The organism is Pseudomonas sp. GM25, from assembly GCF_000282255.1.
In the GTDB taxonomy this organism is placed as follows: Bacteria; Pseudomonadota; Gammaproteobacteria; order Pseudomonadales; family Pseudomonadaceae; genus Aquipseudomonas; species Aquipseudomonas aphyarum.
Map to the genome: position 1 here is coordinate 77,578 of NZ_AKJQ01000048.1, position 22,153 is coordinate 99,730.

Sequence of the window (22,153 nt, forward strand, 5' to 3'; positions counted from 1 at the left end):
CCATGAACCGACTCAGTCACGCCAGCCTCGAACAGGCCGCGCAGTGGTACGTGCAACTGCACGACGAACACGTCGCCGACCACGAACGCCAGCGCTGGCAGGCCTGGCTGGCGCAAAGTGACGAGCATCAGCAAGCGTGGCGCTACGTGGAACGGGTCGGCCAGCGTTTCGCGCCGTTGCAGGGCGAGAACGAGGCCCATGCCGTCAGCCACACCTTGCGTAGCAGCCCGCGCGCCTCGATCAGCCGTCGTCAATCGCTCAAGGGCCTGTTGATCCTCGCCGCTACCGGCCTCAGCGGCTGGGCCGCATGGCGCGGCACGCCGTTGCCGGGCACCATCGAACGCCTCAGCGCCGACCTGTCCACCGGCACCGGGGAGACCCGCGAAACCACACTCGCCGACGGCAGCCGGATCTGGCTCAACGCCCTCAGCGCCCTCGACGTGCGCTTCGATGCCACGCAACGGCTGCTGCAACTGCGCGCTGGTGAAGTGCTGATCGACACCGCGAAAGATCCGGGCCGCGCGTTTCTGGTGGACACCGTGCATGGCCGGATGCGCGCCCTCGGCACGCGATTCAGCGTGCGTCATGACGATCAGCAAACCGTGCTCAACGTGTTCCAAGGCGCGGTGGAAGTGCGCAACCACAACGATCAGATCGAAGTGGTGCAGGCGGGTCGGCAACTGGCGTTCAGCGCTCAGCAACTGCACGCCACAACTCCGGCCAATCCATCCCGCGAAGCCTGGCGTCAGGGCTTGCTGCTGGCGGACAACCTGCCGCTGGGCGATTTGATCGAAGAACTCAGCCGCTATCGACCGGGGCATCTGCATTGCGATCCGGCCGTTGCGCGGTTGCCGGTGATGGGTTCGTTCCCGCTCAAGGACACCGATCAGGCGCTGCGATTGCTCGAGGCGGCGTTGCCGATCCGGGTCGACAAGACATTGAGCTGGTGGGTAAACGTCGGGCCCAGAGGCTGATTATTTTTCATTTCACGGTTCCCTTTTGATCGTCTCGTCCGGTTGATCCTCAGTAGCCCCTCTTCTGCCTTCGGGAACTCCATGCTGCGCTCCACGTTTGCCCGCACCCGTTTCACCCTGGCCCTGGCGTGCGCCATGCCGGGGCTGTGCGCGCCGAATGCCGTGGCCGAAGCCCTGCGCGCAGCAACCCATCGCTACCACATCGCCCCCGGCCCGTTGGTCAGCGTCCTCAACCGTTTTGCCGAACAAAGCGGCGTGTTCCTCGCCGGCCACAACGACCTCGCCGCCGACAAGCGCAGCCCAGGCCTGACCGGCGACTTCACCGAACAACAAGCCCTGCAACGCCTGTTGCAAGGCAGCGGCCTGCAAGCCCAGGCGCAGAGCGCGGGCGGTTACGTGTTGCGGGCCGCGCCAGCCGGGCAAAACCCGCTGGAGCTGGACGCCACCACCGTCTCCGGCCGACAGCTCGGCGCCATTACCGAGGGCACCGGCGCCTACACCACCGGCTCGACCGCATCGGCCACCGGCCTGCCCTTGTCCCTGCGCGAAACCCCGCAGTCGGTCACCGTCATCACCCGCCAGCAACTCGACGATCAGGGCGCCACCGGCATCGCCGACATCCTGCGCCGCGCGCCCGGCATCAGCGTGCAGAACTACGACAGCGAGCGCTGGGAGTTCTCCGCCCGAGGCGCGCCGATCACCAACTTCCAGTACGACGGGGTCAACACCGACTACGACGGTGTTTACGATTACGGCACCACCAGCACCGACATGGCGCCTTACGACCGGGTCGAAATCATCAAGGGCGCCACCGGGTTGATGACCGGATCCGGCGACCCTTCGGCCACGGTCAACCTGATCCGCAAACGTCCGACCCCGGCATTCAAGGCCTCGCTCAGCGGCACCGTCGGCTCATGGGACAACTACCGCAGCGAAGCCGATATCGCCGGGCCGCTGACCGACAGCGGCAACCTGCGCGGGCGCTTCGTCGGCGTCCATCAACAGCGCAGCGCCCATGCCGACCACTACCAAAACACCCGGGACATCGCCTACGGCATCCTCGAAGCCGACCTCAATCCGGACACCCTGCTGACCGTCGGTTTCGATCAGCAGAACACCCGCTCGCGCGGCGCCAGCTGGACCGGTTTCCCGATGTTCTACAGCGACGGTTCACGCTCCAATTTCTCGCGCTCGTTCAACCCGGCCACCGACTGGAGCCGCCGCGATTTCACCAACCAGACGCTGTTCGCTTCCCTCAACCGGCAACTCGCCAATGACTGGACGCTGAAGTTCAGCTACGACCGCAAACACCGCCAGCACGACACCCTGCTCGGCTCCGCCAGCGGCGGCAATCCCGACCCGGTCAGCGGCGACGGCATGTTCCTGTACATGGGCAAATTCAAGGGCGACGAAGTTCAGGACAACATCGACCTCAACCTCAGCGGCCCCTTCAGCCTGCTCGGCCGCGAGCACCAGTTGATCGCCGGTTTCATGTCGATGAACACCCGCCAGGACATCCCGGTCTACGGCTCGGTCTACCCGGCGCTGAACGGCAGCATCTTCGACTGGCGCGGCGAGTTTCCCAAACCGGACATACCCCAGGTCGGGCGTGACCACATCGAACAACGCCAGACCGGCGCCTACCTCGCCACCCGCCTCAAACCCACCGACAATCTGGCGCTGATCCTCGGCGGCCGGGTCAGCGATTTCACCGCCCGCGACCACCTCGATTACAGCGACCCGAACACCCCGGACGTGCGCGACGGTTATCGCCAGACCGGCGTCGTCACACCCTACGCCGGCGTGGTCTACGACCTCGACGAAACCTGGTCTTTGTATTCCAGCTACACCCGCATCTATCAGCCGCAAACCAGCAAGGACGCCTCGCGCCACGTGCTCGACCCGGTGCAGGGCAACAGCCTGGAAGCGGGAGTGAAAGCCGGGTTCTTCGACGGTCGGCTCAACGCCAGTTTTGCGGTGTTCCGCATCGAGCAGGACAACATCGCCGAATACGTCAGCGGTTTCGACAGCCAGTCCGTCTACCGCGCCGTGCAGGGTGCAACCACCAAAGGCTTCGAATTCGAACTGGCCGGCGAGCTGCGCGAAGGCTGGAACCTCTCCGCGGGCTACGCCTTCAACCACACCCGCGACGCCAACGGCGACCCGGTCTACGGCGCGATCCTGCAGACCACCGCGCCCGAGCAGATCGTGCGGGTGTTCAGCAGCTATCGCCTGCCGGGCATCCTGCAAAACCTCACCGTGGGCGGCGGCGTGAGCTGGCAAAGCGAATTCTTCGGCAACGTGTTCCAGCCCGACCCCGCCGGCAGCGGCCAGAACGTGCGCATCACCCAGGACAGCTACTACCTGGTGGACGCCATGGCCCGCTACCGTTTCAACCAACACCTGAGCACCACGCTCAACATCAAGAACCTGCTCGACAAGACCTACTACACCGGCCTCGGCAACTTCGGCACCGGCTTCTATGGCGAACCGCGCAGCGTGCAGTTGAGCACACGCTGGGATTTCTGAGATTCGCCAACTTGTCGATCTACGGCAGCACCGCTCGACTACAGACTGACTACGCTGTAATCCAGCGTGTCTAACCTGCCGAGGATGACTGCCATGCAACGCTTTCAAAAGCTGACACCGTGCCTGTGGTTCGACGATCAGGCCGAAGCTGCAGCGAAGTTCTACTGCTCGATCTTCGATCACTCGAAAATCACCGCCCTGACCCACTACAGCAAGGTCGGCCAGGAATTCCACGGCCGCCCCGAGGGCTCGGTGATGACCGTCAGTTTCGAACTCGACGGCCACACCTTTACCGGACTCAATGGCGGGCCAGTGTTCAAGTTCAATGAGGCAATTTCGTTTCAGGTCAATTGCCAGAACCAGGAAGAAGTCGACCATTTCTGGGGCAACCTCAGCGCCGGCGGGCCGGTGGAGGCGCAGCAATGCGGCTGGCTCAAGGACAAGTTCGGCGTGTCGTGGCAGATCGTGCCGGTGGCGTTCATGCACATGATGACCGACCCCGACCAGACCAAGGCACAACGGGCGATGCAGGCCATGTTCGGGATGAAAAAACTCGACATCGCCGAACTCGAGCGAGCCTTCGCCGGGCAGAGCTAATACACTCGGGCACTGGCCTGCCGAGAATCCCAACGATGAAACACGCTGCCGCCAAGAACCCCGAACAAGCCCCGCGCTTCTGGCGCGACGACGCCCTGCCCTTCATCGAAGCGCGGGCCATCGCCGATGGGCGTGAGGTCTGCTATTCACGGCACTCCCACGCGCACTTTTCCATCGGCGCGATCACCGCCGGGCGCAGCACTTACTTGCATGAGCAATCCTCGTTCGAAGTGGCGGCCGGCACCGTGGTGCTGATGAACCCGGGGGACGTGCACGCGTGCAACCCGATCGATGATCAGCCGTGGTCGTATTTGATGTTGTATGTGGAAACGCCGTGGCTGACGGATCTGCAGCATCAACTGGGGTTCAGTGCGGAACTTGAGTTTCGGCGGTTTTCCGATACCCATTTGAATGATGCCCGCCTGTTTCGCGACTTGAATGCGCTATACGGCGTGTTGGTCGACGAACAGCAAGACGTGCTGCGCAAACAGAGCGCCGCCGTGGAGTTTTTCAGCGACCTGCAACTGCGCCTGAACCCCATCGAGCAACCGTTGCGCGAGCCAAACTTCAAACTCGAACGCGCCGCTGACTTTATCCGCCAGCACTGCACAGACCTGCTCAGCCTTGACGACATCTGCGCCGCTGCCGAGCTGTCACCGTCCTACCTGATCCGCGCCTTTAAACAGCATTACGGCATGACGCCTCATGCGTTTGTGGTCAACCAGCGCATTCAGTTTGCCCGAGAGTGTCTGCGGCGCGGGCAGTTGATTGCAGATGTGGCACTGGAGGCCGGGTTTGCCGATCAGGCGCATTTTCAGCGGGCGTTCAAACAGCATCTGGCGGCTACGCCGGGGCAGTATCGGGGGTGAAAGCAAAAACGGCCTGCAATGGGCCGTTTCGGTTTAATTCTACATACCCGGAAAGATATACATATTTATCGCCAACAGTGCTTCAGGCCTTTAAAAACAGCCACCCCTCTCATTCACGCCACCACAAAGAAACACTTCGAACATTAATCCACGCCAACTTTTCGCCTTGGCGCCTTACTCTAAAAACCTGTCTACCGCACAAACACGACAATCAATAAACAACCACCACATTTCATTTATTTCGCTACCAGAGAATGGATTCTGAATCATGAAGCCAATAGACAACTATGCTTACGACTCCAAAAACACACTTCAGAAGAAGACAGTAAGCCAGACCATTACAAACTTTATCGGTGATAAATACGCCATTGAACGTCTTGGTTGGAAATATAACGAAATCCTTGTTCCGTGCGTGGAGGACAGCGCGTTCGACCAAATACACCGCAGCGGCAAAATCTCGCTTTCCATACTTCTGCGCCACGACGACTTTCACTTTGTCCGCGCTCGCCGCAAGATCCCGGACAGCGCGATATTTCTCCTGGATGAAAATGGCCGACTCTACTTCAGCCATCGAAACATGGTCTCCAGTAACGACCGGCCCGCTACTCCGTTTGTATCTCTGCAGGAGATCACCGCCGATGTCGCGGGTCTGGCGGATTTCGACGACAACCTTCCGCTATTGGCCAAGGTCGCCGCCTCCAGTGGCGGCTGGATCATTACGGGAGACGAAGTTACGGTCGGCCAGTGGCTGCGTTTCAACGGGCTGCAAGTGCCGGACAACGAACAAGACACCCGCAACCTGCTCGATCTTTTGAACTTTTCGACATTGCCCGAGCCACCGAAGTACGGAAACTATTGGCAACTTCTGGACGCACCCGACGAGTCGCCGTTCAAACTTGAGGGAAACAACCGGGCAATCATTCTTGATCTGATACAAAGTTGTACGCTGGATTTTGAGGCCATCGTCAATGGCCTCGGCAGACGAGTGCAGATTGAAGGCACGCCGGGCGATGGCGCTATAACCAGCACGGACTATCGCCTGCAGCAATTGATCGAAAGTGCGGCATCCCGGCACGGACAGTACTATCTTTCCAAACTTGGATGGCTCACTGAAGCAGCCGCAAAACAACAATCGACTGAACTCATGGAGCAACTGGCGGTTGCCGTGATACTGCTTGACCTGGACCCGGCGCTCGATATTGCCAACACCCACTTCGCCGGTTTCGACCTGTATTCCAAAGGTTACTTCAAACAGCGTCCGGCCCAGGTTCGAACAGATCTGGAAGCGCATCTGATCAAGAACCTTCACGTCGAACCCTCGCTTGCCCCACTGGTGACGCAGATGATTCTGGCAGGCATGGCGCCGGAGTATCTCTTCACCGACTGGCCGTCCAGCCTGCAGATGGGGACGCCGGCCTGGGTGATCGCTACGCAGGCTGTGCATCTGGTCGAAGCACTGGTTCCCGGCACCAGCCGCAAAATGACCTATCAACATCTGATGGGATTCAGCCAGTCGACGAAATCCCTCGCGCCACTGGCAGCTTTGCAAGCCGAAGGCTCGGTGGATCCGGTGGTGACCTGGGCCTGGATGAACGGCCTCATCACGCGAGATGCGCAAGGCAATCTCGACGCAAAAGAAATCGAGCGCGCCACGCTCGAATACGATCAATACATCGCCATGATGCTGGAAGCCGCCGAACGGTTTTCCAGGCCGTTGCCCGATCGCATACAGCTCGCATTGCAAGAATTGAAGTCCCAGGAACGGGATTGTGACCCCGATGAACTGCTGGTCAAACATCGCGGCAGTGGCGGTGGCGCGGGCCGTAAAGTGTCGGTGCTGGACCTGTACATGGGTGACGAGCTTCACACCAAGGACTGGGATCGCCTCAAAGGCACCAGCATCTATAAATCCTTTCCTGAACTGCCTTTTCTGTTTCCCGTTGCCGACCTCTACGAAACCGCGACCTCCAGTCACTTCGACGCCGTTCTCGGTGGGCTGGCGCGCAACATCCAGATCGCCATTTCACAGGTGCTCCCGGAGGATGCAGCGTCCATTGAATACGGGGCGATCGGTGTCTATTGCGTTCAGAAGATGAACTACAAGCCAGCACGAACCAACGGTCGCGGCGCCGTCAGCCCTGCCAGATATATTCCGGGAGAAACCGGGCGTTATGGTGTCATTCTCTGCGTACAACTCGGTTACGCCATCAAATGCTTCGAGCTGTTTGCGCTCCGGATGGAGTGTCGGTACAACCCGGAGCTTGAAGCATTCTTCGAGCCACTGGTTTCCGGAAGCTTCTTCAAGCTCGACACTCGATTCAGCGATCAGGAAGAGCTTGAAAAAGCCCCCGTTGATCTGCAGGCCTACCTGCAAAACGTCGCCCCCAGGGCCAGCATCAAATCCAGAATTCAGGTGCGCAAGATCGGTGTGCTGGAAGCGCCCCGCGAGCGCAGCGATGGCACACCTCTTTATCGCTCTCCTCGCATGGAAATCCTGAGCCGGATGATCGCCGAAAAAAATCCGTACATCACCGAGCAGGAAATCCACCAACTGGGCCTGCAGCAAACCGTACGGGAGAAGGCGATTGAAAAGACCGATGCCATCTTCAACATGATTCTCAACCTGATCATTCCCTTCAAGAGCTGTGTGGAAGGGCTGACTTCCGGGGATCCGAAGAAACACGGTGACGCAATCTTCGACTGCATTGTCGATGCCGCCGTACTGGCGATGACCATTTTCGCCGCACCTGTGGCAATCGCTGCCGCCGCCAGCAAAGCCGCGAGCATCGCCGGTAAACTGCTGTCGGCCTCGCGGATTCTGGCAAGCGCAGCCCTCAGCCTGTTCAACCCTTTATCCGGCTTGCCGCAACTGCTCAAGGCCGGAGGCAAATTACTCGGCCGAGGCGTCGCGAAGCTGAGTGGGCATGCCCTCTCGCTGGCACATCAGGCCAAGCAGCAACTCAGGTTCCTGACCGGCGCAAACAGTTACGACCTGCTCAAAGTGATTGATCACACCGGCTCGGCAACCCACGCGCGGATGTCGCTGGACACCATTTCACATGCTCGGGCGCTGCTGAAAAGCGATGCCATCGAAACCGCTCAACACATCGTCACGCGCTTGAGCGACAAGCACTTCAAGTTGCCCAAAGGGGCTACCGAAACGGAATTGCGCCATCTTGCGAACAACGCCGTGAAGGAAACGGCGTACCAGTCGAAACAGGCAGTTGATCTGGAGTCGCTGATCGGTCGCAAGGCTTTGGAAGAACTGACGGAAGCGTTCATCAAGGGCCACCCCGTTCAGCTCAACGATGCGCGCAGCACCGCGCAGGGTTACACCGAAACGCTGGCAGTCCTGTACGAACTCGAGAGCAAAAAAGCCCGATTCATGACGGGCTATCAGCAAGACATTCTGAAACTGGATCTGGGCAAACCACCCTACAACGACGTCATGCCCGATTCGCTGTTCAACCCGCAGGGGTTCACCGATCCTTCACAACGCGCGACCGCCTGGATGTTGAAAGGCTCGACCTCCAACGGCAACGACTTCGAAAACATCCTTGGCGTATTGCGCGAATACACCGCGAACAAGGCCTCCCTGACCGATCCGAACGTGATCAGGGAGATTCATCGCAAACTTGTGCCGGAAGCTGTAGGACGGGTTCGCGACGCCGGCGCACCGACCAAGTACGGCAGCAGCCCGACCGGATTCGCCTTGCTCGAGCAGCACCTGAAAAACCTTGACCCAAGCCATCCGCACTTTGATAAACAAGTGCTGGGGGCTGTGGTCGGTTTTCAGGGATTCGGTGACGGCAACGGCCGTACGGCCAGCGCTTTGTATTCGATCAGCCAACTGCGCGAAAACCGCTTCACGGCCATGCCACCCCATGTGTTCAGGGAGCTCAACGGCATTTTCTAAGGGATTTCGCATGAATTGAACTCAGGTCCGTACTTCGTTTGCCGGAGTACGGATCAGGGCAGCAGCAAATACCCCGCACTCACCGCCAACAGCAGCGCCATCACCCGGTTGAACAAGCGCATCCCCGCCGGATTTTGCAGATAACCGCGCAAAAACGTCCCGGCATACACCCAGCACCCCACCGACAGATAACAGATCACCAGATACACCGCTGCAAACTGCCACACCAGCCGCGCCTCGCCATCGGCGACAAACGCGCCCATGCCCGCCACGCAGGCCAGCCAGGCCTTGGGGTTGAGCCATTGCATCACCGCGCCGTAGAGCATCGACGGCGCCCTGCCCGGCTCTCCCGCATTCAACTGGCCGTCATCCATGGCCAGTTTCCACGCCATGAACAGCAGAAACGCCACCCCGGCCAGTTGCACCACGCGGGTCAGCGAGGGCCACAGTTTCAGTACTTCGTGCAGCCCCAGTCCCATCAACACCAGCAACAACACAAACCCCAGCGTCGCCCCGGCTACATGCCGCTGACTGGCACGAAAGCCGAACTGCGCCCCCGAGCTCAACGCCACGATATTCACCGGCCCCGGGGTAATGGACGCGGCCAGGGCAAACGCCGCCATCGACACAATCAGACTCATTGCACACCTGCTTCAAATCGAGGAACAAGGCGCTCACAGTAACCAGCACGCAGCGGACGGTATTGAAGGAAATTACCCCCGCGCGCGCAGACCCACTACGCTCTGGCTATGCGACCACTTTTGACCAGGAAGTCTGCCCACGATGATCTTGATTCTGCTGCCCTCTGCCGATTACGACCCCACCGAAAGCAGCGTGCCCTGGCAGGCACTGCGCAACGCGGGCATCGAAGTACGTTTTGCCACACCGCAAGGCTTGCCCGCCCACGCCGATCCACGGCTGGTGGATATCGGCTTCGGCCTGTTGAGTTCGATGCTGATGACGCGCAAGGCCGATCTGGACAGTTACAAGCAGATGATCGAGTCCGATGCGTTCAGGCAACCGCTGGCGTATGCCGATGTCGACACGAACCAATTTGAAGGTCTGTTGATTCCCGGCGGACATGCCAAAGGGATGCACACGCTGCTGGAGTCCACACAGTCTCAGCAGATCGCCCTGCAATTTTTCAAAGCAGAGAAACCCGTGGCGGCGGTGTGTCATGGCGTGCTGTTGCTGGCCCGCACGCTCGATCCCGACACCGGGCGTTCCGTGTTGTTCGGGCGCAAGGTGACGGCGTTGCTCTCGGCAACCATGGAGATGCCGGCGTGGCTGATGACCGCTGCGTGGCTGGGGCGCTACTACCGCACCTACAAGCAGACCGTCGAAGCGGAAGTGAAGACCGCGCTGGCCAGCAATTCCGACTTCATACGCGGCCCGCTGATCGCCAAACGCGATGGCGCGAATAAACTTCAAACGGGATTTGTGGTGCGCGACGGCCAACTGCTGACAGCGCGCTGGCCCGGCGATTGCCATCGATTCGCCGCAGAATGGGTGACCATGTTGCAGGCCACCCAGCGCTGATCGGCTTTTTCAGTCCTGACGCGGCACGGTGAAGCGAAACTCGCTACCCTGCCCCGGCTCACTCTCGGCAACGATCCGCCCGCCATGAGCCTCGACGATGCCTTGCGTGATGTACAGCCCCAGCCCGGTGCCGTTCGGATTGCCTTCCTTCACCGTCCAGTAACGGTCGAACACATGCGGCAAGTGATCCTTGGGAATGCCTTCGCCGCTGTCACGGACCGTGAAGACGATGTCGTCACCAACCGATTTGGCATACACATCGACCGTACCCAGGCGCGGGGTGAACTTGATCGCGTTGCCGACCAGATTCGACAGCACCTGAAACAGCCGCTCGGGGTCGGCATGGATGCTCAGATCAGGATCGGCCTCGAACGAGATGCTGATGTCCTTGTCCAGCGCCAGCGGCGCGAGCAGTGATTGCGCCTCTTCGAACATCTGCGCGACATCGAGTTTCTGCGGCGCGATGGTGTAGCGGCCGGCGTCGATTTTCGAGGTGTCGAGCAAGTCTTCCAGCAACGTGTTCATGCGCCCGGCGGCTTGCTGCATGGTGTCGATGGCGGTCGAGATGCGCCGCGAAGTGTGCGGGCCATCGGAGCTGAAAGCCTTCTGCATCATGCCGCAGAGCATCGAGATCACGGTCATCGGGTTGCGCAGGTCGTGGGACACCACCGCCACCAGTTCGTCGCGGGCGCGCACCGCTTCCTGCTCGCGGCGCACCTGACGGGCCAGATCGTTTTCCAGCGCGGAGCGCCGCAGATCGTTGGCGGCGAACAGATCGCCGTGGCTCCACTTGGTGGAGATCCCGGCCATCTCGACCTTCCAGATTTCGAACGAAGTACGCGGCCGCAGGCGCAGGCCGGCGTCGGAGTTTTCCAGGTCCAGCGGCTTGCGCGGGTCGCCGCTCCAGTTGATGTTCTCTTTGACTTCGGGGCGGAACCACAGCACGCCGTTGTCCACCGGTTTGGGCAGGCTCATGGCGAGCACACCGCTCGCTACCTGCTGATACTGCGCGGCCGGCGGATAGACGCTGGCCAGGTGATGACTGGCAAACACCGGCTCGCCGCGCTCCTGCAGCCACTTGTGCAATGCACGAATCTCTTCCGGCTCCGGGCAGTTGCCGTAACGGTGCAATTGCTTGTCTTCGATGATTGCGATGCCGCCGGCATTGGCCAGTGCCATCAGGACTTGCGGCTGGTTGGCCAGGCCATCGAAGACATTCTGTGGCGAGTCGATCATCGCTTGATTGAGCAGCGCCAGCGCTTCGACCTTTTCTTCCCTTTGACGGCTGACTTCCAGCGCTTCCATCGCACTGATCTGCAACGACAGCACCTGGCCGATGGTCTGGCATGCGGTGCGCAACTCGTGCGGCACGTGCAGCGGCTGGCGGTTGCCGCAACTGATCAGGCCCCAGAGCCGGTCGCCCTTGAGCAGGGAAATGCTCATCGAGGACAGCACGCCCATGTTCTTCATGTACTGGCAGTGGATCGGCGACACGCTGCGCAATGTGGCGAAGCTCAGGTCCAGCGGGGTCTGGGTGTCCGGGCGCAACTTGGGCACCAGCGGCACCGGTTGGTAGTCGGCATTCGGAATGATCCGCAGCCAGTTGGTGCGGTACAGCTCGCGGGCCTGCTCGGGGATGTCGGAGGCCGGGAAGAACAAGCCGTTGAACACTTCCATCGACGGGTCGGACGCTTCGGCGATGACCTGACCGTGGCCCTCCTCTTCAAAGCGGTAAATCAGCACCCGGTCGTAACCGGTCATGGCCTGGATTTCCTTGACGCTGATGTCGTACAGCGCCTGCAGGCTCTGGGCCTTTTGCAGGCGCGCGAGCATCCGCCCCAGGTGGGTCTCGGTGCCGGCGACGTTGCGCGGCTGGAAGTTTTCGACGTGGATTTCCAGCTCCAGGATCAGCACATCCTGATGCCGGTGCAGCAAGCCTTCGAACGCCGTGCCGTTGAGGCGAAAGTGCAGCGGCGGCGCATCGGACAGGGCCGGTTGCTGCAAGGCTTCGCGAACCTGCACGGCATGGGCATCGCCGATCAGGCTTTGCAGTGGCTGGCCGATCAGTTCCTGTGCCGGCCGGGCGAGCAAGGTCTCGACGTTGGCGCTGATCTGGATGATCGAAAGGTCCGGCTCGCTCAGGGTCAGCAGCAAACCGTGCGGCTGGATCGCGCCGGGAAAGCGGATCGGCTCGTCGGCACAGTTGGCCAGCAACTCTTCAAAGGCTTCTTTGTCTTGCGGGGTCATACCAGAACCTCCTGGCTTTCGAGCCAGCGCTCGAAACAGCTGAATGTAGTGTGGGCGGCCGCCACGACGGCTTCACGCTCGTCGGCGTCCATCGGGCGACTGCCCAGGTATTCGATGAAATCGCGCCAGCGCCGGCCGGTGGCAGCGCCGTAGATGTCCAGGAACGCGGCACCGTTGTCCGCGTCCAGGCTCAGGCGTGCGGCGATTTCCCGGCGCAGGATCTGTCCGCCGAGGGTTGCGCCTTCCAGCACGTACAGCACGCCCAGGCAGGCGGCGGCGGAGTCGATGGCGGGCAACTGACGGCAGAGCGAAAACTCTCCGCCATTCGCGCCCAGCGCTTGCAGATCACGTTGCAGGGTCGGCGCCTTGAGGCGCGAAACCAGATCGAAATCGGCCGGGATCTCGCCGCTGTCCTGCAATGCATTTTCCAGTGGCTGATAGAAGCCGTAATAAGCGCGCATCAGTCGCTCGAAGGCCTGCAGATCAAGGGTGTCGGAGAAGAAAGGAAGGCGTTTTTCCAGTGCAATGTGCAGTTCGGCCGTGCCGGCGCGCAGATCCTGCAACACCGGTGGTACATGAACCTCGCGGGCCTTTGCTTGCATGTAGGTCGCTCGTACTGTGGGCCGCCTGCGGCCATGGGAGAATGGAAAAGCATTGCGCGAAAGCTTACACGGCAATTGTCCTTTCTGACCCGTCAGATGGTTTTTTCTGGCGGATTCATCACCCTGTGACGGTTTCAGAGTTGACGGGACGGCAGAAAGTTCGAACGGATTTACGCCCGACCGTCGCTGTACCGCGACACTGCTGCCTGACTGTACGGTTCAGTGCCGCACGCCCGCGTGATAAAAATAGCGCTCCAGTCACCGGAGCCCGCCCCATGGATCTCGCCACCCTCTCCCTGTTTCTGCCTGCCTGTTTCGCCTTGAACATGGCGCCGGGGCCGAACAACCTGCTGTCGGTCAGCAACGCCACTCGCTACGGCTATCGTCGCGCCTGCGTGGCCGGGGTCGGCCGTTTGCTTGCGTTCGCCGGGATGATCGCCCTCGCGGCGGCGGGGCTGGCAGTGGTGCTGCAAACCTCTGAACTGTTGTTCTATGGGATCAAGATTGTCGGCGCGGGGTATCTGTTGTATCTGGCGTGGCAACTGTGGCGGGCCAATCCTGCCGCCGAAGACGCGGTGACTGCGCCGGCGAGCGGGCTTCTGGCCCTGGCGCGTCAGGAGTTTTTAGTGGCGGCGGGCAATCCCAAGGCAATACTGATCTTCACCGCATTCCTGCCGCAATTCGTCGACCCGACCCGCGCCATCACCCCGCAGTTCATGCTGCTGGGCGTGCTGTTCCTGCTGCTGGAATGGATCGCCATCAGCGCCTACGCCTACATGGGCCTGCATATGCGCCGCTGGTTCGCCGAGCCGCGCGGCAAACGGATCTTCAACCGTTGCTGCGCGGGGTTGCTGTCGGCGGCGGCTTCGGTGTTGCTGATGGCCAAACGGGCCTAAGCTTCGGACGGGCCTTTGAGTTCGACCTGATTGCCGTCCGGGTCGAAGCAGTACAGCGACAGGCCGTAGCCCTCGGCGCCAAAACGGGTGGCGGCTTTTTCGACGGTCAGGCCGCAGGCTTGCAGATGGCTGACCAGTGCCGCTTCATCGAACGGCTCGATGCGCAGGCAGAAGTGATCGACGTTGCGCCGTTCGCTGCCGGCAGCGGCGCCGCCCTTGCGGCCGATTTCGCCGTCGAGGTCGACCAGATCGATCATCGACGTGCCGGCACGCAGGTGCACCAGGCCGAATTTTTCGTTGCGCTTGACCACTTCGGCGCCGAAGACCCGGTCGTAGAAATCAATACTGCGTTGCAGATCGGCAACGCGCAGCACGATGTGATCGATGTGGTGAATCGTGAACGGTGGCATACCTTCATTTCCCGAGTTGTAGCGACCCGATCACTGTAGTGCAGCGGCCCGAAAATTCACTGTCGATTTTTCGGTGGAGCCATCGAATAACTGGTTTTATCCTCGGCCCATGAACATACAGACCGCTGTCCTGCCCCCTCACGCCGAAATGGTTCGCGCCATGCTCGCAAGCGACACTGCCTATGAAGGCGTGTTCTTCACGGCCGTGAAAACCACCGGGATCTTTTGCCGCCCTACCTGCACGGCGCGCAAGCCGAAGCCGGAAAACGTCGAGTTCTTCGCCCACGCTGATGACTGCCTGTCCGCCGGCTATCGCGCCTGTTTGCGCTGCAAACCGCTGGACGCCGCGGCCATCGCCCCGGACTGGGTGCAACGGCTATTGAAAGCCGTCGACGCTGATCCGGAGGTGCGCTGGAGCGATGCGCAATTGCTCGCCGAAGGTATTGAACCGCTGAAATTGCGGCGCTGGTTCAAACAGCATTTCGGCATGACTTTCCATGCGTGGCTGCGCACCCGGCGGCTCGGTGTGGCGCTGGGCGGGATCAAGCAAGGCACGTCCATCGACCACGCGGCGTTCGATTCCGGCTATGAATCCCTCAGCGGTTTTCGCGATGCGTTCCAGAAGTCGTTCCACATCACGCCGGGACGCGCGGCAGCCAGCGAGCCGCTGCTGTTCACCCGCCTGACCACGCCGCTGGGGCCGATGATCGCCATGGCCGAGCGACGCGGGCTGGTGCTGCTGGAGTTTCTCGACCGTCCGGCGCTGACCCGCGAAGTCGAAGAGTTGCAGAACCGCTACGGCTACGTGGTCGCACCGGGGCACAGCGCGCATTTGCAGCAGATCGAAAACGAGCTGGCGCTGTACTTCGCCGGCAAGCTGAGCGAATTCAGCGTGCCGCTGCACCTGCCCGGCAGCGAGTTTGCCCGCCAGGTCTGGAGCGAACTGCGGCAAATCCCCTACGGCCACACCAGCACTTACGGCACCATCGCCGCACGGCTGGGCAAACCCGGCGCCAGTCGCGCGGTGGGGCTGGCCAACGGGCACAATCGGCTGTCGATCGTGGTGCCGTGCCATCGGGTGATCGGTGCGGACGGCTCGCTGACGGGCTATGGTGGTGGGCAACCGCGCAAGGCGTTCTTGCTTCGGCTGGAAAACGCCGCCGTGCAACTGACGCAACCACTGGCTTTCTGAACAACCGACAAGAAGGGATCTCGATGAACGCGCTCGACACTCAGTTTCACCAGTTGCACCACGATGGCCTGCTGATCCTGACCAACGTCGCCGACGCCACCGGTGCGCGGCTGGTCGAGCAGTTGGGTGGCAAAGCTGTCGCCACCAGCAGCGCCGCTGTCGCCTGGGCCCACGGTTATCCGGACGGCAACACCCTGCCGCTGGAGCGTTTGATCAGCACAGTGGAGTCGATTGCCCGGGTCATCAAGGTGCCGTTGAGCGTGGACATCGAGGCCGGTTATTCCGATGACCTCGACCGGGTCGCTGAAGTGATAGACGCGGTGATCGCAGCGGGTGCGGTCGGGATCAATATCGAAGACGGCAGCGGCACGCCGGAACTGCTGGTGCGCAAGATCGAAGTCGCGCGGCAAGTGGCCGACAAGCGCAATGTGAAGCTGTTCATCAATGCCCGCACCGACGTTTACCTCAAAAGTCTGGTGCCGGCCGAGGATCGTGTCGCCGAAACCCTGCACCGCGCGGCGCTGTATCAGGCGGCCGGGGCGGATGGACTGTTCGCTGCCGGCGTGACGTCCGCCTACGAAATCGAAGCGATCTGCAAGGGGACGACTTTGCCGGTCAACGTTCTGGGCTTCGCTTGCCTGCCTTCCCCCGAAGAGTTGATAGCCCTCGGCGTGCGCCGCTTGAGCGCAGGTTCCGGCATCGCCGAATTCATGTACGGCGCCATGGGCTCGCTGGTGAAAAGCTTCCTCGCCAGCGGCAAGCTCGACACCCATGACCTCAAGGCCTTCACCTACGGCGAAGTCAACGGTCTGCTGAAGTAACCCATGTCCGATCCCTACCAACCGGCCAGCGAATTTCTGGCCAGCCTCGACGCCGACTGGCAGCGCCACATTGCTGCCATCGGCCCCTGCCTGCATCAGCCGCACCCCGCGCGCGATCCCTATGAGTCGCTGGTGCGGGCGATTGCCTATCAGCAACTGCATGCCAAGGCTGGCGATGCGATTGTCGGGCGCTTGGTGGGGTTGTTTCCCGGGCAGACGTTTCCGCGTCCGGAGCAGATTCTGGCGACGGACTTCGATCAATTGCGCGGTTGCGGGTTTTCGACGGGCAAGATTGCGACGATTCAGGGGATTGCCCAGGCGACTCTGGACGGTGTGGTGCCGGATTACGCCACGGCGCTGGCGATGGAGGATGAGGCGCTGATCGAGCGGTTGGTCAGCCTGCGCGGGGTTGGGCGCTGGACCGTTGAGATGTTGCTGATCTACAGCCTGGAGCGGCCGGATATTCTGCCAGCGGATGACTTTGGGGTTCGCGAGGGGTATCGGCGGTTGAAGGGGCTGGAGGTGCAGCCGACGCGCAGGCAGATGATTGAGATCGGGTTGGACTGGAAGCCGTTTCGGACGGTGGCGGCCTGGTATTTGTGGCGGGTGCCGAAAAGCCCCTTCCCCTAGCCCTCTCCCAAGGGAGAGGGCTAGGGGGATATTTCAGATATACGCCGACTTGATCCGGTTTTACTGAATCGTTGATCGATTGGGAATATCAGCTCGATGTGTAAGGTCGGCGGGCTCTGCCTTTGGCTTCTACGGAAAGATCATCTTCATCTCTTTGTCCGAATAGTTGTAGTTCCAGCGCAACTCGGTTCCCGCCGCAATATCCTCCGAGGCAAACAGCGCGTTCAACATGTAGGGCCGGTTGACCAGCCGGTCGCCGATCAGCATGTCCGCTTCGACTTTGAACCCGACGATCTGCACGTTATAGCCGTCCGGCGATTGATGGATCGGTTTGCCGGTGGCGTCGTATTCGAAGTTCGAGTTGATCCGCGAAATGATGTTGTCGCCGATGACCACAACTGGATCTTCAACAAACTTTCCTGGTGTGTAATGCACGCTGAAACCCGCCAGCATGGTGAACGTCTGTTCTTCGCGTCGTACCAGACGCACCGGGCTGAGCGTCCCGCCGTAGAGGCCCAGCGCCTCGCCTTTGCTGATTCGTTTGTTGGCGACCACCATGAGTTGTCCGATCAGCGCTTTTTCGCCAGGGACCTTCATGTCGGCCTCGGTAAAGGTGCGCAGCTCGAGTTTCTCTTCGTAGAGCCTCGCGACGTCTTCATATCCTTCGAACTTGATGTAGGGCTTGATCGGCTCCGAGCGGAAACGCTCCCCGGTGGTCAGTGTGACCAATGTCTCCAGCTTGCGGATCCGCACCGGTCTGCCCAGGGTGTCGCGCAGCGGGTATTTGCCGTTGTTGGCACGATCGTAGGTGCCCAGGCGATTGCCCCGAAAGGAATAGCGCACTTCATCGCGCATGGTCGCCAGTTCCTGATCGGTGTAGGGCTTGACCGGCATCGATTCGGAGGCAATCTCGAATTCGTCGTCGGCGTCGTCCGCACGAGCCCGTCCTTCGTCGCCCTCCGGATGCGGCATGGCTTCCAGTGTCGAGGCGGCTTCGCTTCGCGGGTCGGGGGTGCGAAAACGGTCGGTGGCAAATTCTTCCAGCGGGTGCCAGAGCTTGCCGTCGCTGTCGCGCTCCAGCACCGGGCCGGAAGGATTGAGTTCGCTGGCCAGTCTGGCCCGGTACAAACCGGTTTGCGGGTCGGCGCCGACCTGAACGATGCCCTGACCGGGCAATTCGGCGAACTGACGCCCCTTGAACGTCCTGAAGCCGTCGGCGTCGATGTCTGTCAGCCGGCTCGCCGCCGGGACGTGATACGCCTCCAGCGGCAGTTGCCCGACGGTGGGCGCGACCTCCACTACCGGCAGTGCATCGCGAAATGTGATCGATGACGGCGGGCTGACGACCTCTGCGCCGCTGTGATGGGGCGTCCGTGCGCCACTGAAAATTGCGGGCGGCTCTGGCAGATTGCCGTGGACACTCGGTCGAATCACCGGCCCCGACACAGAGCCATCGCTGGAAGGTTTCAGATGAATATCGACCGGGCCCGAGCCCTTGACCGGCGGTTTGATTGGCATGTTTTTCTTCCTTGAAAGTTGGCCACTCCAGATCCTGAAAAGTCAGGAGCCGAGAGGGCATCCGGCGTCATTGCCGGTTCAGATCCATGGCGAAAAAACTACCAGACTCACCCTCACACGCCCACGCACAAACCGCTTCAAGATGATTCCCGGCGCCCGTTCACAACCCCGACTTCAACCGGCTGAATGCCCGAATCAATGCCCGGTTGAACGCCTTGCCATTGTCGTTCTTGCTGTACAGCGAAGCCCTCACTGCCTCGGGCGGATAAGTCCCCGGATCATTGCGAATCGCCGGATCGATCAAGCCATCCGCCGCTGTGATCGCGTTGGCGTAGTGAATGGTGTCGGTGATCGGCGCGATCACCTCAGGCGTCATCAGGTAATCCATCAATGCCAATCCAGCCTCGGGATGCGGCGCATCCTTGGGAATGACCATGGCATCGAACCAGATCAGCGTGCCCTCCTTCGGGATCCGGTAGTTCAACTTGAACGGTTTTTTCGCCGCTTCGGCCTGACCTGCCGCGATGGCAACGTTGCCGTTCCACGACATCGCCACGCAGGTGTTGCCGTTGGCCAGGTCGCTGATGTTGAGGTCATTGTCGAAATAGCGGATGTACGGGCGGATCTTCGCCAGTTGCTGTTCGGCGAGTTTCAGGTCATCGAGGCTCTGGCGGTTGATGTCCAGGCCCATGTACTTCATGACCGCGGCGAACACTTCGTTCGGATCGTTGAGCAGGCTCACCCCGCAATCGGCGAATTTCGACACCACCGCCGGATCGAACAGCATCGCCCAGCTGTCCCTCGGCGCGTCCGGCAGGCGCTGCTGCACGGCCTCCTCCTGATAGCCGACGCCGGTGGTGCCCCAGGCGTAGATCCCGGCGTAGCGGTTGCCCGGATCGAACACCGCCATGTGCTGACGAAATTCGTCGCCAACCCCGGCAAAGTGCGGGAGCTGCTGCTTGTTCAACGTCTGGATCGCGCCGCTCTCGATGGCCCGCGACAAGTGCTGGCCGGCAGTCAGCACCAGGTCGTAGCCGCTGCGGCCGGTGAGCAGTTTGGTCTCGACGGTTTCCAGTGAATCGAAGTGATCGGCGACCACCCGGATCCCGGTTTTCGCCTCGAAATTCTTCAGGGTATCCGGGGCCAGGTACTCGCCCCAGATGTACAGGTTGACCACCGGTTTCGCCGTTTCGGCAGCCTGCACACACAGGGGTGCAAGCACCAGCAATAACGCTTTACTCAGTTTGTGCAGGCCCATGGTCAGGCTCCTTTTTTCTGGCCGGCGTATTGCGGCATGGTGATGCACGCGACGTTGCCGCCACCGAGCAGGATTTCCCGGGAGTTTTCGATGCCGACGATCTTGTGCTGCGGGAACAGTTCGGCGAGGGTCGCCAGCGCCACCTGATCGTTGCGATCACCGAACAGCGGCACCACGATCGAACTGTTGCCGGCGTAGTAGTTGATGTACGACGCACAGATTTTGGTGCCGGCCTGGCGGGTGTGAGTGCTGTCCTGCTGATCGAGGCCTTCGGCTTCTTCGGCGGTCCACTCCAGCACGTCCGGTTGCGGCAGCTTGTGCACGATCAGTTCGCGGCCACGGCTGTCGCGGGTGCTGCGCAGGATGTCGTAGGCCTCCTGATAGATTTCCCACTGCGGATCGTCGCGGTTGTCGGTCCATTGCAGCACCACTTCGCCGGGGCGCACGAAGCACGCGAGGTCGTCGACATGGCCGTCGGTTTCGTCGAACTTGCAACCGCGTGGCAGCCAGATCACTTGCTCGGCGCCGAGGTAATCGGTCAGCCGGCGGGTCACTTCGTCCTTGCCCAGGTGCTGGTTGCGATTGCGGTTGAGCAGGCATTGCTCGGTGGTGAGGATGCTGCCCTGGCCGTCACTCTGGATGCCGCCGAGTTCGGCAATCAATGGCGCGCGATAACGGTCGAAGCGTTCGATTTCGAGGATTTTGCTGGCGATCTGGTCGTCCTTGTCCCACGGGTAGTAGAGCCCGCCGTCGAGGCCGCCGTAGGCGTTGAATTCGAAGTCGACGCCACGCACTTCACCGCTCTGGTCGTTGACCACAAAGCACGGGCCGCTGTCGCGGAACCAGGTGTCGTTGCAGGTCATCTCCACCACCCGCACTTGCGGCGGCAACTGACGGCGGGCGGTGGCGAACTGGGATGCCGAAGCGCAGACCGTCACCGGTTCGCTGTGGGAGATCGCGGTGACGATCTGCACCCAGACTTTCTGCGCAGGCTTGGCGCCGTTGCGCCAGACGTCGGTACGCTCCGGCCAGCCGAGCCAGCAACCGGATTTGGCTTCGAATTCGCCGGGCAGACGGAAGCCGTCCTGTTTCGGGGTGGAGTCGAGCAAACGTGCCATGGTCAAACCTCGTCGTCGGGATGGGAATGACCTCAGGCTACGGTCGCGGGCCGTCGCGCCGCCAACGATGATTATTTCGGAACAGTTGAATTCAACTCATCAATCCGCCAGTTGATCGTTGAACCATTCCAGCATCTGCGCCACCGCCGGACGCTCCAGCCGCACTCGCTCGCAGACCAGCGCGTATTGGCCCAGCGCGGTCATGCTGGAGGTGAACGGGCGCACCAGACGGCCGTTCTGCAAATCCTCCTGCGCCGTGAGGTTGTCGCCCATCGCAACGCCCTGCCCTTGTGCTGCAGCCTCCAGCGCCAGACCGGCGTGGGCGAAATACAACTGGCGCTCCGGGCGCAGGTCGCCGGCATGGCTGGTCAGCCACGCGGTCCAGGTCTTGCCGTCCTGATCGTCGTGCAGCAGGCAATGCCGGGCCAGTTCTTTCGGGGTTTTCAGGTTGCCCTGGTTGAACAGGCCGGGGCTACACACCGGGAAAAACTGCAACGCTGGCAACGGGCGGACGAAATACGCGCTGCTGTCCACCGGGCCGGTGCCGTAGGTGATGGCCAGATCGATGTCTTCGCCGGGCGCGGTGGCATCGATCGGTTGTTCGTAGAGATGCAAGGTGATGTGCGGATAACGCGCGTAGAAATCGGTGAGACGGTTCATCAGCCACTTCTGCGCCAGTTCCGCCGTGACCGCCAGCCGCAACACCGCGAGCGAGGATGGATCGCGCAACTCGTCGCAGGCATCGCCGATCAGCTCGAAGGCCTGTTGCAGGCTCTGCATCAAGCGCCCGGCGGCGATGGTCGGGCGAATCTGCCGGCTCTCGCGGATGAACAGCGACACGCCCAGTTGCTCTTCGAGCTGGCGGATCTGGTGGCTGACGGCGCTGTCAGTGACGCACAGCTCGGCGGCGGCCCGACCGAAGTGCGCGTGACGGGCAGCGCATTCGAAGGTTCGCAGGGCGGCCAGTGAAGGTAATCGGCGCATGGGTTTGGGTCCCTTTTTTTGCGGACATGCTGACCGGGCTTTGCGCGGGCGTC

The 22,153-nt window shown here is 61.4% G+C and carries 18 protein-coding genes; 10 read left to right on the top strand and 8 right to left on the bottom strand.

Features of this window, described 5'->3' with window-relative positions; all coding sequences use genetic code 11:
- Window positions 1-2 precede the first annotated feature (2 nt).
- The 5 genes from PMI24_RS19775 to PMI24_RS19795 all read left to right on the top strand — a co-directional run bounded on the left by PMI24_RS19775 (window position 3) and on the right by PMI24_RS19795 (window position 8,885).
- Window positions 3-974: a FecR domain-containing protein gene (locus PMI24_RS19775; RefSeq protein WP_007956980.1), complete on the top strand. Its 972-nt coding sequence runs from the start codon at window positions 3-5 to the stop codon at window positions 972-974.
- Window positions 975-1,055: 81 nt separating this feature from the next.
- The gene (locus PMI24_RS19780; protein WP_007956983.1) at window positions 1,056-3,503 is read left to right on the top strand and encodes a TonB-dependent siderophore receptor; all 2,448 of its coding nucleotides are present in this window, start codon (window positions 1,056-1,058) and stop codon (window positions 3,501-3,503) included.
- A gap of 93 nt (window positions 3,504-3,596) precedes the next feature.
- Window positions 3,597-4,100, top strand: a complete 504-nt coding sequence (locus PMI24_RS19785; RefSeq protein ID WP_007956985.1) for a VOC family protein — start codon at window positions 3,597-3,599, stop codon at window positions 4,098-4,100.
- 35 nt (window positions 4,101-4,135) lie between these two features.
- Entirely contained in the window at window positions 4,136-4,969 is an 834-nt protein-coding gene (locus PMI24_RS19790) for a helix-turn-helix transcriptional regulator (protein WP_007956987.1), read from the top strand.
- Between the two features lie 268 nt (window positions 4,970-5,237).
- Window positions 5,238-8,885 carry a hypothetical protein gene (locus PMI24_RS19795; protein ID WP_007956989.1) on the top strand — a complete coding sequence of 1,216 codons (3,648 nt, stop codon included), beginning with the start codon at window positions 5,238-5,240 and terminating at the stop codon, window positions 8,883-8,885.
- Between the two features lie 53 nt (window positions 8,886-8,938).
- On the opposite strand, the gene PMI24_RS19800 is transcribed toward PMI24_RS19795, so the two are convergent.
- Entirely contained in the window at window positions 8,939-9,526 is a 588-nt protein-coding gene (locus PMI24_RS19800) for a LysE family translocator (protein WP_007956990.1), read from the bottom strand.
- A 142-nt stretch (window positions 9,527-9,668) separates the two neighbouring features.
- Here PMI24_RS19800 and PMI24_RS19805 point away from each other — a divergent pair, with 142 nt between their 5' ends.
- Entirely contained in the window at window positions 9,669-10,424 is a 756-nt protein-coding gene (locus tag PMI24_RS19805; protein WP_007956991.1) for a type 1 glutamine amidotransferase domain-containing protein, read from the top strand.
- Window positions 10,425-10,433: 9 nt separating this feature from the next.
- On the opposite strand, the gene PMI24_RS19810 is transcribed toward PMI24_RS19805, so the two are convergent.
- Window positions 10,434-12,671 (bottom strand): ATP-binding protein, encoded by a 2,238-nt coding sequence (locus tag PMI24_RS19810; protein WP_007956992.1) that lies wholly within the window; start codon window positions 12,669-12,671, stop codon window positions 10,434-10,436.
- On the bottom strand, window positions 12,668-13,273 hold the full coding sequence (locus tag PMI24_RS19815) for a biliverdin-producing heme oxygenase (RefSeq protein ID WP_007956993.1): 606 nt from the start codon (window positions 13,271-13,273) through the stop codon (window positions 12,668-12,670). Before PMI24_RS19815 ends, PMI24_RS19810 begins: the two co-directional genes overlap by 4 nt.
- A 275-nt stretch (window positions 13,274-13,548) precedes the next feature.
- On the opposite strand from PMI24_RS19815, the gene PMI24_RS19820 reads away from it, so the two are divergent.
- Complete coding sequence (locus PMI24_RS19820; RefSeq protein WP_007956994.1) at window positions 13,549-14,169, top strand: LysE family translocator; 621 nt, start codon at window positions 13,549-13,551, stop codon at window positions 14,167-14,169.
- Here the strand turns inward: PMI24_RS19820 and PMI24_RS19825 are convergent.
- A complete protein-coding gene (locus PMI24_RS19825; RefSeq protein WP_007957010.1) occupies window positions 14,166-14,579 on the bottom strand; it encodes a VOC family protein in 414 nt (137 codons plus the stop codon). The genes PMI24_RS19820 and PMI24_RS19825 overlap by 4 nt on opposite strands.
- Window positions 14,580-14,688: 109 nt before the next feature.
- On the opposite strand from PMI24_RS19825, the gene PMI24_RS19830 reads away from it, so the two are divergent.
- The 3 genes from PMI24_RS19830 to PMI24_RS19840 are packed head-to-tail and all read left to right on the top strand — an operon-like array spanning window position 14,689 to window position 17,222.
- Window positions 14,689-15,771 carry a bifunctional transcriptional activator/DNA repair enzyme AdaA gene (locus tag PMI24_RS19830; RefSeq protein ID WP_007957011.1) on the top strand — a complete coding sequence of 361 codons (1,083 nt, stop codon included), beginning with the start codon at window positions 14,689-14,691 and terminating at the stop codon, window positions 15,769-15,771.
- 23 nt (window positions 15,772-15,794) lie between these two features.
- Window positions 15,795-16,592 (top strand): isocitrate lyase/PEP mutase family protein, encoded by a 798-nt coding sequence (locus tag PMI24_RS19835; RefSeq protein ID WP_007957012.1) that lies wholly within the window; start codon window positions 15,795-15,797, stop codon window positions 16,590-16,592.
- 3 nt (window positions 16,593-16,595) lie between these two features.
- The gene (locus tag PMI24_RS19840; RefSeq protein WP_007957013.1) at window positions 16,596-17,222 is read left to right on the top strand and encodes a DNA-3-methyladenine glycosylase family protein; all 627 of its coding nucleotides are present in this window, start codon (window positions 16,596-16,598) and stop codon (window positions 17,220-17,222) included.
- A 129-nt stretch (window positions 17,223-17,351) separates the two neighbouring features.
- Here the strand turns inward: PMI24_RS19840 and PMI24_RS19845 are convergent, their stop codons facing one another.
- The 4 genes from PMI24_RS19845 to PMI24_RS19860 all read right to left on the bottom strand — a co-directional run bounded on the left by PMI24_RS19845 (window position 17,352) and on the right by PMI24_RS19860 (window position 22,100).
- Window positions 17,352-18,740: an SET domain-containing protein gene (locus PMI24_RS19845; protein WP_007957014.1), complete on the bottom strand. Its 1,389-nt coding sequence runs from the start codon at window positions 18,738-18,740 to the stop codon at window positions 17,352-17,354.
- Between the two features lie 160 nt (window positions 18,741-18,900).
- Window positions 18,901-19,998 carry an extracellular solute-binding protein gene (locus PMI24_RS19850; protein ID WP_007957015.1) on the bottom strand — a complete coding sequence of 366 codons (1,098 nt, stop codon included), beginning with the start codon at window positions 19,996-19,998 and terminating at the stop codon, window positions 18,901-18,903.
- Window positions 19,999-20,000: 2 nt separating this feature from the next.
- Window positions 20,001-21,116, bottom strand: a complete 1,116-nt coding sequence (gene aguA, locus PMI24_RS19855) for an agmatine deiminase (RefSeq protein WP_007957016.1) — start codon at window positions 21,114-21,116, stop codon at window positions 20,001-20,003.
- A gap of 99 nt (window positions 21,117-21,215) precedes the next feature.
- Window positions 21,216-22,100: a LysR substrate-binding domain-containing protein gene (locus PMI24_RS19860; RefSeq protein ID WP_007957017.1), complete on the bottom strand. Its 885-nt coding sequence runs from the start codon at window positions 22,098-22,100 to the stop codon at window positions 21,216-21,218.
- Window positions 22,101-22,153 lie beyond the last annotated feature (53 nt).

Coding starts and splice junctions, on each gene's coding strand:
- PMI24_RS19775 (WP_007956980.1), top strand. CDS start 3: ATGAACCGACTCAGTCACGCCAGCCTCGAACAGGCCGCGCAGTGGTAC.
- PMI24_RS19780 (WP_007956983.1), top strand. CDS start 1,056: ATGCTGCGCTCCACGTTTGCCCGCACCCGTTTCACCCTGGCCCTGGCG.
- PMI24_RS19785 (WP_007956985.1), top strand. CDS start 3,597: ATGCAACGCTTTCAAAAGCTGACACCGTGCCTGTGGTTCGACGATCAG.
- PMI24_RS19790 (WP_007956987.1), top strand. CDS start 4,136: ATGAAACACGCTGCCGCCAAGAACCCCGAACAAGCCCCGCGCTTCTGG.
- PMI24_RS19795 (WP_007956989.1), top strand. CDS start 5,238: ATGAAGCCAATAGACAACTATGCTTACGACTCCAAAAACACACTTCAG.
- PMI24_RS19800 (WP_007956990.1), bottom strand. CDS start 9,526: ATGAGTCTGATTGTGTCGATGGCGGCGTTTGCCCTGGCCGCGTCCATT.
- PMI24_RS19805 (WP_007956991.1), top strand. CDS start 9,669: ATGATCTTGATTCTGCTGCCCTCTGCCGATTACGACCCCACCGAAAGC.
- PMI24_RS19810 (WP_007956992.1), bottom strand. CDS start 12,671: ATGACCCCGCAAGACAAAGAAGCCTTTGAAGAGTTGCTGGCCAACTGT.
- PMI24_RS19815 (WP_007956993.1), bottom strand. CDS start 13,273: ATGCAAGCAAAGGCCCGCGAGGTTCATGTACCACCGGTGTTGCAGGAT.
- PMI24_RS19820 (WP_007956994.1), top strand. CDS start 13,549: ATGGATCTCGCCACCCTCTCCCTGTTTCTGCCTGCCTGTTTCGCCTTG.
- PMI24_RS19825 (WP_007957010.1), bottom strand. CDS start 14,579: ATGCCACCGTTCACGATTCACCACATCGATCACATCGTGCTGCGCGTT.
- PMI24_RS19830 (WP_007957011.1), top strand. CDS start 14,689: ATGAACATACAGACCGCTGTCCTGCCCCCTCACGCCGAAATGGTTCGC.
- PMI24_RS19835 (WP_007957012.1), top strand. CDS start 15,795: ATGAACGCGCTCGACACTCAGTTTCACCAGTTGCACCACGATGGCCTG.
- PMI24_RS19840 (WP_007957013.1), top strand. CDS start 16,596: ATGTCCGATCCCTACCAACCGGCCAGCGAATTTCTGGCCAGCCTCGAC.
- PMI24_RS19845 (WP_007957014.1), bottom strand. CDS start 18,740: ATGCCAATCAAACCGCCGGTCAAGGGCTCGGGCCCGGTCGATATTCAT.
- PMI24_RS19850 (WP_007957015.1), bottom strand. CDS start 19,998: ATGGGCCTGCACAAACTGAGTAAAGCGTTATTGCTGGTGCTTGCACCC.
- aguA (WP_007957016.1), bottom strand. CDS start 21,116: ATGGCACGTTTGCTCGACTCCACCCCGAAACAGGACGGCTTCCGTCTG.
- PMI24_RS19860 (WP_007957017.1), bottom strand. CDS start 22,100: ATGCGCCGATTACCTTCACTGGCCGCCCTGCGAACCTTCGAATGCGCT.